10 protein-coding genes are annotated in these 13,358 nt (G+C 62.9%); 5 read left to right on the top strand and 5 right to left on the bottom strand.

Annotated elements, in window-relative coordinates:
• Positions 1-44 precede the first annotated feature (44 nt).
• Complete coding sequence (locus GOEFS_RS06005) at positions 45-1,340, bottom strand: lipopolysaccharide biosynthesis protein (RefSeq protein ID WP_007317003.1); 1,296 nt, start codon at positions 1,338-1,340, stop codon at positions 45-47.
• Complete coding sequence (locus GOEFS_RS06000; RefSeq protein WP_040524589.1) at positions 1,337-2,689, bottom strand: M1 family metallopeptidase; 1,353 nt, start codon at positions 2,687-2,689, stop codon at positions 1,337-1,339. Before GOEFS_RS06000 ends, GOEFS_RS06005 begins: the two co-directional genes overlap by 4 nt.
• A 136-nt stretch (positions 2,690-2,825) precedes the next feature.
• Between GOEFS_RS06000 and GOEFS_RS05995 the strand changes: the two genes are divergently transcribed.
• Positions 2,826-3,239, top strand: coding sequence for a DoxX family protein (locus GOEFS_RS05995; RefSeq protein ID WP_007317001.1), 414 nt, complete (start codon positions 2,826-2,828; stop codon positions 3,237-3,239).
• Here the strand turns inward: GOEFS_RS05995 and GOEFS_RS05990 are convergent.
• Positions 3,236-4,291: an LLM class flavin-dependent oxidoreductase gene (locus tag GOEFS_RS05990; RefSeq protein WP_007317000.1), complete on the bottom strand. Its 1,056-nt coding sequence runs from the start codon at positions 4,289-4,291 to the stop codon at positions 3,236-3,238. The genes GOEFS_RS05995 and GOEFS_RS05990 overlap by 4 nt on opposite strands.
• A 48-nt stretch (positions 4,292-4,339) precedes the next feature.
• Positions 4,340-8,242, bottom strand: a complete 3,903-nt coding sequence (locus GOEFS_RS05985; RefSeq protein WP_007316999.1) for a Pls/PosA family non-ribosomal peptide synthetase — start codon at positions 8,240-8,242, stop codon at positions 4,340-4,342.
• A 310-nt stretch (positions 8,243-8,552) separates the two neighbouring features.
• Here GOEFS_RS05985 and GOEFS_RS05980 point away from each other — a divergent pair, with 310 nt between their 5' ends.
• From GOEFS_RS05980 to GOEFS_RS05965, 4 genes are read left to right on the top strand one after another with little or no spacing between them, the layout of a single operon-like run.
• Positions 8,553-9,527 (top strand): alpha/beta hydrolase, encoded by a 975-nt coding sequence (locus tag GOEFS_RS05980; RefSeq protein WP_007316998.1) that lies wholly within the window; start codon positions 8,553-8,555, stop codon positions 9,525-9,527.
• Entirely contained in the window at positions 9,502-9,882 is a 381-nt protein-coding gene (locus GOEFS_RS05975) for a YidH family protein (protein ID WP_007316997.1), read from the top strand. The genes GOEFS_RS05980 and GOEFS_RS05975 overlap by 26 nt, the downstream gene beginning before the upstream one ends.
• 37 nt (positions 9,883-9,919) lie before the next feature.
• Complete coding sequence (locus GOEFS_RS05970) at positions 9,920-11,107, top strand: acyl-CoA dehydrogenase family protein (RefSeq protein WP_007316996.1); 1,188 nt, start codon at positions 9,920-9,922, stop codon at positions 11,105-11,107.
• Positions 11,104-11,352 (top strand): hypothetical protein, encoded by a 249-nt coding sequence (locus GOEFS_RS05965; RefSeq protein ID WP_007316995.1) that lies wholly within the window; start codon positions 11,104-11,106, stop codon positions 11,350-11,352. The genes GOEFS_RS05970 and GOEFS_RS05965 overlap by 4 nt, the downstream gene beginning before the upstream one ends.
• A gap of 37 nt (positions 11,353-11,389) precedes the next feature.
• Here the strand turns inward: GOEFS_RS05965 and GOEFS_RS05960 are convergent, their stop codons facing one another.
• A complete protein-coding gene (locus GOEFS_RS05960; RefSeq protein WP_007316994.1) occupies positions 11,390-13,264 on the bottom strand; it encodes an ABC transporter ATP-binding protein in 1,875 nt (624 codons plus the stop codon).
• Positions 13,265-13,358: the final 94 nt, after the last annotated feature.

Raw genomic sequence — 13,358 nt, 5'->3', positions numbered from 1 at the left:
TGCGCTAGTCGAGTGCCACCCCGATGGTCGAGTGCCGAGGAGCGCTAGCGACGAGGTGTATCGAGACCCCGCGACTTCCCTCGAAAACCATTGCACTGCAACGCAACCAAATGCAGCACGATCCCGACCACCGGCCCGACGATCAGCGCGACCGACACCCGGCCCTGCACTCCCAGCGGCACAAAAAGCAATCCGATCGACGCCGCGGTGGCCAACCACCAGCCGACCGCGAACCATCGATGTGCGCCGACCGCGAGCACACACGCACCAGTAATCGTCAGCAGCGCGAGCATCGTGGCGCCAATCGTGAACCACGCCAACGTGATCCCGCGCAATTCATACTCGCCCCCGAACACGGTGGTCATCAGCCACGGTCCAATCAGCCAGGCAGCGACCGCGCCAATTACGCCGACGCCAGTGACCGCGGCGAACGGAATACCGAGTGCGGCGACCAGCCGATGTCGCTGATCAACGAACCGGGTAATTAGGACGCCCTGAAAGCTGTTGAGCGGCACTAGGAGCGGGGCGCGGGTGAGGGTGATGGCGAGAATGACCGCCCCGATCACGTCGGCGTTGTCGGAGTCCGGTGCGGTGATTTGGATCAACACCGGAAAGCCCATGACGAGTACCGCGCTGGCGAGCGCCGCTGCCATCGCGGTCAGCGTGTTCGTGGCGAATACACCCGGCCCGACGTCGGCGCCCAAGCCGATCACCCGACGTGCCGCTGGGGAGATCGCCAATATGAGCAGCCACGACACCGAGCCGATCACCGTAATGACGAGAAAAGCGTTGAGCGACAATCCCATTGTGAAGGCGATGATCGCACCTATCAGGCGAATGAGGGCGTCGACGGTCAGTAGCGTCGCAAAAGTCGACCACGACAGCGTTCCCGACAACGTCCCGGAGAGGTGCGCGTACACCGCGAAACTCACAACCCCGATGGCTAGCAGTGCCACCGACAATCCGACATGGGAATCGAAGACATGCGGAGCCCACAGCCACGACGTTGCCGCTACGACTACGCCGAGCGCCACACCAATCGCCGCGTTGACCCAAAGCGGTCGTCGCCAGAACGTGACGTGAGGTGAGTCCGTTAGCGAACTGCGGATCACCCGCGTTGTCTCCTGTAGCTGGCCGTTCTGCGCGCCGGTCACCATCCCGTAGGCAGCCCAGAACACGGCGAAACTCGCGTAGGCCGCCGCTCCGAGTTGCCGGCCCGCGAGCACTATCACCACATAGCCCGATGCCGCGGCGATCACCGTGGCAACGGTTACCTGACGCAGATCCCCGGCGCTCGTCTCATCCGTCGCGACCCCGGGTGCGTCCGACGCCGCGCTCATCGCGGATATGGCGGCAACTGGGGTTGATGTAGCCACGCTTGCCACAGGCCGGTCAGCGACGTCGACGAAAAGCCGGCGGCCAGCGTGGTGAAGTCCTCGGTTGTCACTGATCCGTATCGGTACTTGTCGGTCCAACGTCGCAGCAGGGCGAAGAAGTTGCCGTCGCCGATCGTTAGTCGGAGAGCATGAAGGGTCATCGCGCCGCGTTTGTAGACCCAATCCTCGAACATCTGCGATGGCCCTGGATCTGACAGCGGCACCGACACCGGTCGGGCGGCGAGCTTGGCGTAATAGTGGCTGGCCCATTCATCGGCGGATTTGCCGCCGCAGTGCTGGCTCCATAACCACTCGGCGTAGCAGGCGAAACCCTCATGCAGCCAAATGTCCCGCCAGCGGGCCAGGGTCACCGAATTGCCGAACCACTGGTGTGCCAGCTCATGTGCGACCAGACGTTCGGAACCGCGAGTGCCGTCGCAATGATTGGCGCCGAAGATCGAAAAGCTTTGTGCCTCAATGGGTATTTCAAGTGGATCGTCGGTGACCACTACGGAGTACTGCGGGAACGGATACGGCCCGAACATCTCCGAGAAGGTCTCGATCATCTCCAGTTGCCGTCCGAAGTCGATGTCGAACGTCGACATCAACCGTTGGGGCAGTACGGCTTTGACTGGAACCGGCCGTGTTGCGAGTTCGCGGAGGCGGTACGGGCCGACCTGCACAGATGCAAGATAGGTCGACATCGGCTCAACCTGTTCGTACACCCAGGTGGTCTGGCCGGCTTTGACACGCTTGGACTGCAGCACGCCATTGGCCAATGCGTAGAACGGCGAATCGGTGGTGATGGTGAATCGGTAGGAGGCTTTGGAGACCGGGTGATCGTCGCACGGAAACCACGACGCCGCTCCATTCGGTTGGTTGGCACAGAGCGCCCCCTCGGACAGCTCCTCCCAGCCGACCTCGCCCCACGTTCCCTTGATCGGGCGCGGGTTGCCCGAACATCGGATGATCACCGTTAGCGCACCGCCGGGGTCGATGACGCCGGGTGGGGTGATGGTTAGTTTGTTGCGACGGTGGGTGTAGCGGACCCGCTGCCCGTTTACGGTGACTCGCGCGACGCTCATCGTCGTGGCGAGGTCGAGCGAGAAGCTATTGAGCTGCTGAAATGAAGTCGCGGTAATGGTTGACGTGACAACCAACCTGTTTGTCGCTACTTTATACGTGAGCTCGAGGTCGTATCGGGAGATGCGATAACCCAGGTTGCCGTTATTTGGCAGGTAGGAATCGATGTGGTCTGCGGGAGCACCGAGAAGGGGCTGATGCAATGACCGTCGGCCCAATTTTCCTGGCACCCAATCTCCCTGCTCGATTGACTTCGGATTCGCGATGCTCACCGGCATCGCGGCTCTTAAAGACTACTCGGCTCGGCGACCCCGCGCCGGGGGCCACACCGGCCACCGACACCAAACCTGGAAAGAGGGAACAGCAATGACCGCCATCCGCAGCCTCGCCCTATTCGCGGCGCGCATCATCCTTGGTTTCACCTTCATCATGCACGGCTGGCAGAAGCTGCACACCAACGGAATCTCCAACGTGGAGAAGGGCTTCGACGCGATGGGAATTCCGGCACCGGCACTGGCCGCTCAGTACGCGACCTGGGTCGAACTCATCGGCGGAATCCTGCTGATACTGGGGCTGTTGTTGCCGCTCGTCGGAATCCTGCTGGCCGCGGACATGATCGGCGCGATGGCGTATGCACACTGGGATGCCGGATTCTGGGCCTCCGATGGCGGTTACGAACTCGTCCTCGTGCTGATCGCGGCATCGTTGGCGGTCGGCTTTGCCAAGCCGGGACTCGCCGCCGCGGATCATTATCTGTTCCGCCAGCAGCGCGAAGACTAGTCGGCGGGCTGCGCCACGGCCGCGGGATATCCGGTCACGGGTCCCGCGGTGTTTGGTTGCCACCCCAACTCCGGTGCCACGTGACGCGCAAATGATTCCAAGACGCGCAGATTGAAGTCGACGCCGAGCTGCGACGGAATGGTGATCATCAGCGTGTCCGCCGCCATCACCGCGGTATCGGCCCGCAATGCGGCGACAAGCTGATCGGGCTCGCCAACGTAGGTCTTACCGAAAGTTGCCGTCTTACCGTCGATCGAACCGAAACCGTCCCGGCCTTCGCGGGCGCCGAGAATCGCGAACATCTGCGCGTCGTCGGCGCTGGCGATCGGAAAGATGCTGCGACTCACCGATACTCGCGACGGGCGGGTGAATCCGGCATCGGCATATGCGACGCGGTAGCGCTCAATCTGCTCGTACTGAACTTCGTGTAGCGGTCGGGCTTCGTCGCTGAAGACCAACGTCGACGACATCATGTTCAGTCCTTGCCGGCCAGTCCACTCGGCGGTGTTGGCGCTGCCTGACCCCCACCAGATGCGCTCGCGCAGGCCGGGGGAGCGAGGTTCGATCGGTAACGCGGGCCCGCCCGACGCCGCGGGGGCCACGCCGTCACCGTCGATAGCACGCAGGAACAGCTCGAATTTGTCCCGAGCGATATCCGAGCCTCGCGGGTCTGTCGATCCGGTGTAGCCGAATGATTCCCACCCTCGGTCGGCTGGCTCTGGTGATCCGCGGCTGATACCCAACGCGATTCGCTGGTCGGTGAGAATGTCCAGTGCCGCAGCCTCTTCGGCGAGGTAGAGCGGGTTTTCGTAGCGCATGTCGATGACACCCGTACCCACTTCGATGCCGCGCGTTTTCGCCGCGATCGCGCTCAGCAGCGGCATTGGCGACGCTTGCTGCGTCGCAAAATGGTGGACACGGAAATATGCGCCGTTGACGCCCAACTCGTCCGCGCCGACACCGATATCGACTGCTTGTCGAATCATCTCGGCAGTACCGACCGTCGATCCGTGCTGGTAGTGGCCGAAACTCAGGAACCCGAAACCCTTCATGACCGGGGAACGTCGAGCCCGCCGATAGTATTCCGGACTGTGGTCCGGTTACCGCTTAGGCCACGGCGCGATCGGATTGCCCTGCCATCGCGTGTGCGCCGGAACCACGTCGCCGCGCATGACCAACGACGCCGGGCCGACCGTCGCTGACTCGCCCAATCCTGCCGCGGGCAGCGCCACGCAGTGGGGCCCAAGCGTTGCGCCAGCCTCAAGCACCACCTCGTCCATCGACATCACACGGTCGTGGAACAGGTGAGTTTGCACCACGCAGCCGCGCTGAACGGTCGCGCCGTCGCCGAGGGAAACGAGATCTGCCTCTGGGAGCCAATAGGTTTCGCACCACACGCCCCGCCCGATCTTCGCGCCCAGCAGTCGCAACCAGATATTGAGAACAGGTGTACCTGTCGCCGCGTTGGCGAACCACGGCGCTGCCACGGTCTCGACAAACGCGTCCGATAGCTCGTTGCGCCACACGAATGAACTCCACAGCGGATGCTCCGACGCCGGAATCGCCCCTACCACAATCCATTTCGCTGCTGCTGCGATGCAACACGCTGCCATGCCGGCAACCAATAGCAACAGTCCGCTGACCGCGGCCGCGATCCAGACGTTGGCTTGTGAGCCGATGTATTGCAGGCCGAGCAACATAAACACGCCCAGTCCGAAGGAAACCATCACCGGGATCAACCGCAACGTCTCGATCGTCGCCCGAGCGAGTTTGAGTTTGGTCGGCGGGTCGAAGGTCCGCGAAGTATCCGACGTTGTGGCGGTGCGCCGCAATCGAACTGGCGGCGAGCCGAGCCAACTCGATCCGGACTTCGCCTTGTTCGGCGTCGCCGACAGCACGGCGACGAGACTGTTTTTCGGCACTTTGCGACCCGGGCCGGTGATGCCGGAGTTACCCAGGAATGAGCGCTTGCCAATCTTCGCCTCGTCGATATGCATCCAGCCGCCACCAAGTTCGTACGATGCCACCATGGTGTCGTCGGCGAGGAAGGCATCGTCGCCGACGGTGGTGAACTTCGGGAGAACCAGCGCCGTCGAGATCTCGGTACCCGTGCCGATCTTGGCGCCGAGGATTCGGAACCAGACCGGCGTCAACAGACTGGCGTACAGCGGGAAGAGGTAGGTACGTGCGGCGTCGAGTAGCCGTTCGGTCATCCAGACCTGCCACCCAACCCGCGATCGAACCGGGTGATACCCCTTGGTCAGACCGAACGACAGCAGTCGGACGGATACCGCGGTGATAGTGGCGTAAACGCCGAGGCTGACCAACGTTGCTGCCGGCAGCAGGATCAAGGAGCGAACCGCGACTGACTGCAGTCGATCGGCCGACAGCGACCAGGAACCGAGGACTGCCAAACCGGCGCCGAGCGAGACGAGCGGGATCGATGCCAGTGCCAGCGACGACAGTCCGTACAGCGGCACCCAATAGCCCCGTCGCTTCGGCCGCTCGACCGGCCACGGATGTGCGGCCTTTCCGGCTTTGACCGCGGGCGAGCCAGCCCAGTGCTGACGAGCCTTCACCTTGCCGATAACCGCTGAGCCAGCGGCTATTTCGGCTTCTCGGCCGACGACGGCGCCAGGTAACAGCGTCGATCGTGCGCCAACCGATGCTCCGTCGCGAATGACGATCTCGCCGATATGCAGCACGTCGCCATCAATCCACCAACCGGCCAGATCCACTTCTGGCTCCACCGAGGCGAAGTCGCCGATTGTCAGTAGCCCGGTGACCGGTGGTGTCGTGTGCAAGTCGACGCCCGTCCCGATGGACGCGCCCATCGCGCGGGCGAAATGAATCATCCACGGCGCGCCGGAAAGGTTGGCGGCTCCGCTCGCCTCGACAAGGCGCTCGGCAATCCACAACCGCAGATGGACGTTGCCGCCACGAGGGTAGGCGCCAGGACCGACGCCGCGCAGTAGTAGCCGCGCGCCGACCGCCGCGATCGTCATTCGGCCGGGAGGCGTGATGAATACGAGGAATGCGGCGAGCAGTGCCCACCAGTTGACGGTGTTCAGCCACGGCACGTCCAGATCGGCGCGATCGGCCGCCCAGGCGCCGATATTGTTCACCACACCGAGCCAGGTCGCCCACTGCAGGCCGGTCAGTGTGGTGAGCGGAATTGCCGCTAGCAGTTGAAGGAATCCGGTGCGGCGCGGTACCGGAACGACCTGGCGCGGTTCGACATCCTCGGACGGGTTCAATTCGTCGAGCATCTCGGCGAGCGACCCCAGCCGCGGGTGGTCGTAGAGTTCGGCGACGGTAATCTCCGGATACCGGGTGCGCAATGCGGTCACCAACTGTGCCGCCGACAGCGAGCCGCCGCCCTCGGCGAAGAAGTCGGCGTCGGCGTCGGATACCTGGACTCCCAGCACGCGGGTCCATTGCTCGGCGAGCCAGGCTTCGGTTGCGGACAAGTCCTCGACGTCGGCATCGGATGCCGACGGCAACGGCCACGGCAAGGCGTTACGATCCACCTTTCCTGAAGTGCGCGTGGGCAATTCATCGACGAGGGCAAGTCGTGGGACGAGTGCGGCCGGTAGTTGTTCGGCGAGCGCGGCGTGTGCGGCGGCGATATCAAAGTCGGGATCGGCTGACACTAGATACCCGATGAGCAAGCTATTGCCGGCCGCCGACTTTCGTACGGCCGCGGCCGCACCGGCTACTCCCGGAAGATGTTGCAACGCATTGTCGATCTCGCCGAGTTCGATGCGGCGGCCGCCGACCTTGACCTGGTCGTCCGCGCGCCCCTGAAAGACCAGGCCTTCTTCGTCGAGCCGCACCAGGTCGCCGCTGCGATAGGCGCGTTCCCAGCCCAAAGATGGCATGGGCGAATACTTTTCGGCATCTTTGGCCGGATCGAGATATCGGGCCAGGCCGACACCGCCGATGACGAGTTCGCCAATCTCGCCGACGGCGACCGGCTGTCCCTGGGCATCGACGACGGCGAGATCCCAACCAGCCAACGGTAATCCGATGCGTACCGGCAGCGAGCCGTCCAGTGGTGCCGCACATGCGACGACGGTCGCTTCGGTTGGGCCGTAGGTATTCCACACTTCACGGCCGTCGACGGCGAGTCGCTCGCCGAGTTCGGGCGGGCAAGCCTCGCCACCAAAGATCAATAGCCGCACCGCTTCGAGCGCCTCCGGCGGCCAGAGTGACGCGAGCGTAGGGACCGTCGAGACGACGGTGATGTCGCGCTGGACCAGCCACGGTCCAAGATCCATGCCGCTACGCACCAGCGAGCGCGGTGCGGGGACCAGGCACGCGCCGTAGCGCCACGCCAGCCACATCTCTTCGCAGGACGCGTCGAAGGCAACCGACAAGCCGGCGAGAACTCGATCGCCCGGACCTATCGGCTCGTCTACCAGGAACATCTGTGCTTCGGCATCGACAAACGCCGCGGCGTTGCGATGAGTCACCGCAACACCTTTCGGAGTTCCGGTCGATCCGGAGGTGAAGATGATCCACGCATCGTCGTCCGGCGTCGGACGCGCGACGATACTCGCCGCGTCGTCGGGTACCGGGTCGCCGACTTCGCCGTCGCGTACGCGGTGAATGCCGTCGGCGGTGACGATCGCATCAACTCTGGCTTCGCCGAAGACCAACTCTGCACGTTCGGGCGGATCGTCGGCGTCGACGGGTACATATGCCGCCCCAGCTTGCAAAGTCGACAGTATCGCCAGATATAGATCGCGACTGCCCGACGGCATACGAATGCCGACACGTGAACCGCGCCCGATGCCGGCGGCGCTGAATCGCGCCGCTCCACGACGAATCACCGCATGCAGCTGCGCGTAGGTCAGTGTCCGATCGCCATCGTCGATGGCGGGCGCGTCCGGGTGCCGGGTTGCCGTCTCGGCAAGGATGTCAACAAGCGTCCGCGGCGTGCTGGCTTGGCCAGACAACAGATATTGCGCGGGGATCGCGTCACTGATCGGGTCGGGCACCGATTACCGCCTTAACTCTCGACATGGGGCGGTGAAGTGTAACCGTCGGATACGACCACAGGGTGTGCCGCCGATGAACATTTCCGCGAACGCTGTCGCGGTGTGATGCGCTTTCACCAGCACGGGCGTCCCATCTGTCGGAAAATCGGCACTCGTTATTGTGCCCCACCAGGCCCAGATGCACGGGATTGCCACGTATCTGCGACTCGCCGCCTCGCGCGTGGTCGCGCGGCGCCCCGATGGGTTATGAAGAATGTCACTGGGTGTATTTTCACCAAGGAGTTCGTCTACGCACAGTTCGGAGCTGAGCATGTCCTTCGTCGCGCATCGAAAGCCGAGTTTCGCGTCATACCCGATCTGGTTCGGAGCGAGAGCGGTACTCAAACCGCTGCTCTCGAAGTACCCGCTCACCGAACGTGGACTGAACCGGTTGCATCTCATCGACAAATTGGCGCAGACCGCGCCGAAATCCAAGACCGTGATGTTTTCGACGCTCACCCTCGGCGGCCGTCCGGCCGACCTGATGTTGCCCAAGGGGCCGAGTCGCCGCGACGGTGACACCGCGGTTCTCTATCTGCACGGTGGCGCGTTTGTGGTAGCCGGCCGCGGGACGCACCGTGCGGTTGCCTCCCGCTTGTGTGAGCGCGCCGAGCTCCCAGTGTTCTCACTCGAATATCGCCAGCTGCCCGAAGGTGGCGTCGGCACTTCGGTCCATGACGCGTTCTCCGCCTATCGTGAACTCATCGAACGGCGCGGATTTCGGCATCTCGTTGTCGCTGGCGATTCGGCTGGCGGGTTCCTGTGTGGCAAGGTCATTGAGCTGGCCGCCGAGAATGGGCTTACACCGCCGATCGCATTCGTCGGCATCGCGCCGCTACTCGATCTGGATCTGGCTTCTAACCCAGATCGGAGCAGTCGCTCCGATGCCTACTTGCCGAAAGAGAAGATGGCCGAGCTGGCACCCAAATTTGATTGGGGCCCAATCCCATTCGTCGGTACACGGCGGATCACCTCGCTCGATCCCGCCCTCTTTCCGCCGACGGTGATGATCACCGCCGAAGACGAGATGATCGAACCAGACGTTATCGAACTCGTCGAGAAACTTGACGCGGCAGGTGTTCGGGCCGAGCTGCACAGCTACTCTTGGCAGATACACGCGTTTCCAGTGCTGGCGTTCCGGCACCGCGAGGTGTTAGACGCGATCGAGGCGGTGGCTTCCTTCGTCGCCGACGTGATCAGAGAGGTTCCGAGTTCTGCCGATGAACCAGAAGCGCTCACCGGCTGACGGCGAATCGCAGATTCGGCCGCCGGGAAGTATCGATGCACGATTCACTCTCGCGGCCGAACGCACCGTGCTGGCCTGGATCAGGACGGCACTCGGATTTGTAGCTGGTGGCGTTGCGCTGATCTACGTCACCCCAGAAGCGCATCACCCGGCTATCAAATATTCGGTGGGCGGGCTGATGGTTCTCGTCGGAACGGCAGTCGCGGTGACCGGAGGTGTGCGGTGGCGGCAAACTACTCGTGCCCTGCGGGACGGGGGTGCGATGCCCTCGCCGACGATGATCTTCGTATTGATCGGCGCCATTGTGGTCATCGCAGTCGCGCTGATCGCCGCGCTGGCAATTAGTGGTGTGTGAGCAGGCTATTCACGACAATGACGACAGAAGGCAGCCGATGAGTGATGTGCAGTCGATAGCGGAGTTATTCGCGCTGGATACGTTGATCGATGGCGAGGAACAAGCGATCATCGCGACCGTTCGCGACTTCGGCGACAAACGGTTGCGTCCCAACGTCGGGGACTGGTTCGAGGCTGGGGAGTTGCCCGTCCGCGAACTTGCCCTCGAGTTAGGCAAGCTGGGTCTATTCGGTATGCATCTGGAGGGGTACGGATGCGCCAATACTTCGGCGACCAGTTACGGACTGGCTTGTTTAGAACTCGAAGCCGTGGACAGTGGGTTGCGCAGTTTCGTCTCGGTACAGGGGTCGCTGTCGATGTACGCGATCCGCGCTTTCGGTAGCGAGGAACAGCGCGAAGAGTGGCTGCCGCGGATGGCTGCGGGAGAGGCGATCGGCTGCTTCGGACTGACCGAGCCCGATTTCGGTTCCAACCCGGCGGGTATGCGGACAACCGCGCGGCGCGATGGTGACGACTGGGTGCTCAATGGCGCCAAGATGTGGATCACCAACGGTTCGGTCGCCGATGTCGCGGTGGTCTGGGCCCGAACCGACCTCGATGACGGGGCACGGGGGATCCGCGGATTTGTGGTGCCAACTGACACTCCAGGCTTCTCGACGTCGGAGATCAAACGCAAGATGTCGTTGCGCGCCTCGGTGACCGGAGAGTTGGTGCTCGAGGATGTGCGGTTGCCGGCGTCGGCGATGCTGCCCGGTGTCGAGGGTTTGCGCGGTCCGTTGAGTTGTTTGAACGAGGCGCGGTTCGGCATCGTTTTCGGCGCGGTCGGCGCCGCTCGTGACTGCGTCGAGACGGCGTTGTCGTATGCGGCGGACCGGGAAGTCTTCGATAAGTCGTTGTCGAGTTATCAACTCACACAAGCGAAGTTGGCCGATATGGCGCTTGAGGTCGGCAAGGCGCAGTTGCTCGCGCTGCATCTTGGTCGGATCAAAGATTCCGGCAAGATCCGCCCGGAACAGATCAGTCTCGGCAAGCTCAACAACGTCCGAGAGGCAATCGCGATCGCCCGGGAGTGTCGAACGATATTGGGCGCCAACGGAATTACGCTTGAGTACCCGGTTATCCGCCACGCCAATAACTTGGAATCAGTCCTTACCTATGAGGGCACCAGTGAGATGCATCAACTGATGATCGGCAAAGCGCTGACCGGAAAGGACGCGTTCCGATGAGTCGAGGTGGCCTCAATCCGGGCGCTATGGCTGCGGCACAACGGGTTTCGACGATCACCACCATAGTGGGATCGCTCATCCTGATGATCTTCGTCGGATTGATGACGTCGATCTGGTGGGGCGACGAGCGCTGGGGCTGGGTGATTCTCGGCGTAGTGGTGATCGTCGTCAACGTCGTTTTCGTTGTGCTGCAGTTGAAGAAGCTGCGCAAGATCGGGACCAAACCGGCGTCGCCGCCGAAGTAGGGGCTGAAAACAAGGAAGCCCCGACCCGGATCCCGTCTCACGCCGCCTGATCTGCGAACTGCGTGTGATACAGCTCCGCATAACGGCCGCCGGCAGTCAAAAGTGCCGTGTGCCGCCCCCGTTCGACGACCTGCCCATCTTCGAGTACAAGGATCTCGTCCGCGTCGCGGATTGTCGAAAGACGGTGTGCGATAACGATAGACGTGCGGCCGGCGAGTGCCTCGGCGAGCGCCGATTGCACCGCCGCCTCCGACGTCGAGTCGAGATGTGCGGTCGCCTCGTCGAGGATGACCACCGACGGTTGCGCCAAGAGCAGTCGGGCGATCGTGAGACGCTGGCGTTCGCCGCCGGACAGGCGATACCCGCGCTCGCCGACGATGGTGTCGAGTCCTTCTGGGAGAGAAGCGATTACATCGCTCAACCGTGCCCGGCGAAGCGACTCTTGGATCTCGGCTTCAGTTGCCAGCGGGTTGGCCAGCAGCAGATTCGCCCGGACGGTGTCGTGAAACAGATGGCCATCCTGGGTCACCAGACCGACGCGGCGATGCAGAGATGCTGCGGTGATATCGCGAATATCGTTTTCGTTGAGCATGATTGACCCCGAATCGACGTCATAGAGCCGGGTGGCCAGTGCCGCGATGGTGGACTTGCCGGCGCCGGAACTGCCGACGAGGGCGAGCATCTTGCCGGGTTCAACGGTGAAGCTGACGTCGTGGATGATCTGTTCACCTCCCCGATTATCAAGTTGGGCAACCTCTTCCAGCGATGCGAGGGACACTTTCTCGGCGCTGGGATAGGCGAAATCGACATTCGAGAAGGTGAGCGAGGCTGGCCCGTCGGGAGCCGCGACGGCGTCGGGTTTGTCGATGATCAGCGGCTCCACGTCGAGTACTTCGAAGACGCGCTCGAAACTGACGAGGGCACTCATGATCTCGACCCGCGCGTTGGCGAGCGCGGTCAGTGGTGCGTACATCCGGGTTAACAGCAGTGCCATCGACACGACCGCCCCGGCATCGAGACTGCCTCGAACCGCAAGGTAGCCACCGAGGCCATAGACGAGCGCGAGAGCCAATGCGCTGACCAACATCAGCGCGTTGAAGAAGATCGCCTGGAGCATCGCGCGCCGAACGCCGATGTCGCGCACGCGATCTGCCCGGCTCGCGAATTCGGCCGACTCATCGGCGGGCCGGGCGAAGAGTTTGACCAACGTCGCGCCGGGTGCCGAGAACCGTTCGGTCATCTGGCTCGACATCGCGGCGTTGTACGCCGATGCCTCGCGGGACAATGCTGCCATCCGGGCGCCCATCCGTCGCGCGGGAATGATGAAGATAGGCAACAGGATTAGCGTTGCAACGGTGATTTGCCAGCTGATCGCCAGCATCACCGACACGGTGAGCAGCAAGGTGACAGCGTTGGACACCACCCCCGAGAGGGTGTCGCTGAAGGCGCGCTGAGCCCCGATGACGTCGTTGTTGAGCCGGCTTACCAGAGCCCCGGTTCTGGTGCGGGTGAAGAACGCGATCGGCATCTGTTGCACGTGATCGAAGACGGTTCGACGAAGGTCGTAGATCAATCCCTCGCCGAGATTTGCCGACAGCCACCGGACCACCAGGCTGACCACCGTTTCCAGCAACGCGATACCTGCGATGGCGGCGGCGATACCGGCGATCGCGCCGGCCGGACCACCATCGGTGATCAGATCCACGACGCGACCGGCAAGTAGCGGCGTGAGCACCGTGAGTATCGCGGCCACCACGCTGAGTAATAGGAAGACCCCGATCCGTGCCCGGTGGGGAGCGACGAATGCGACGATGCGTTGCAGCGTTGTGCGGCTATCGCGAGTGAGGCGCCGCTGGGTAGGCGACGTCGATGATTTGTACATGGTGTCCCAGGCAACCGATTCCATACTCATGGACGCCACCGTAGAACTTCAAGTTAACTTGAAGTCAAGCTATTCCTGGAGAAGAATCGGGCGGTAGCCGACCTAGCCTGCCGCGTACCGCACC

The sequence above is a fragment of the Gordonia effusa NBRC 100432 genome, assembly GCF_000241305.1.
Classification (GTDB): domain Bacteria; phylum Actinomycetota; class Actinomycetes; order Mycobacteriales; family Mycobacteriaceae; genus Gordonia; species Gordonia effusa.
This window is presented reverse-complemented; position numbering and strand designations above follow the sequence as displayed.

What these genes read in the sequence shown, in the direction of transcription:
- GOEFS_RS05980 (WP_007316998.1), top strand. Translation starts at nt 8,553, where the DNA reads ATGTCCTTCGTCGCGCATCGAAAGCCGAGTTTCGCGTCATACCCGATC.
- GOEFS_RS05960 (WP_007316994.1), bottom strand. Translation starts at nt 13,264, where the DNA reads ATGAGTATGGAATCGGTTGCCTGGGACACCATGTACAAATCATCGACG.
- GOEFS_RS05990 (WP_007317000.1), bottom strand. Translation starts at nt 4,291, where the DNA reads ATGAAGGGTTTCGGGTTCCTGAGTTTCGGCCACTACCAGCACGGATCG.
- GOEFS_RS05965 (WP_007316995.1), top strand. Translation starts at nt 11,104, where the DNA reads ATGAGTCGAGGTGGCCTCAATCCGGGCGCTATGGCTGCGGCACAACGG.
- GOEFS_RS05970 (WP_007316996.1), top strand. Translation starts at nt 9,920, where the DNA reads ATGAGTGATGTGCAGTCGATAGCGGAGTTATTCGCGCTGGATACGTTG.
- GOEFS_RS05995 (WP_007317001.1), top strand. Translation starts at nt 2,826, where the DNA reads ATGACCGCCATCCGCAGCCTCGCCCTATTCGCGGCGCGCATCATCCTT.
- GOEFS_RS05975 (WP_007316997.1), top strand. Translation starts at nt 9,502, where the DNA reads ATGAACCAGAAGCGCTCACCGGCTGACGGCGAATCGCAGATTCGGCCG.
- GOEFS_RS06005 (WP_007317003.1), bottom strand. Translation starts at nt 1,340, where the DNA reads ATGAGCGCGGCGTCGGACGCACCCGGGGTCGCGACGGATGAGACGAGC.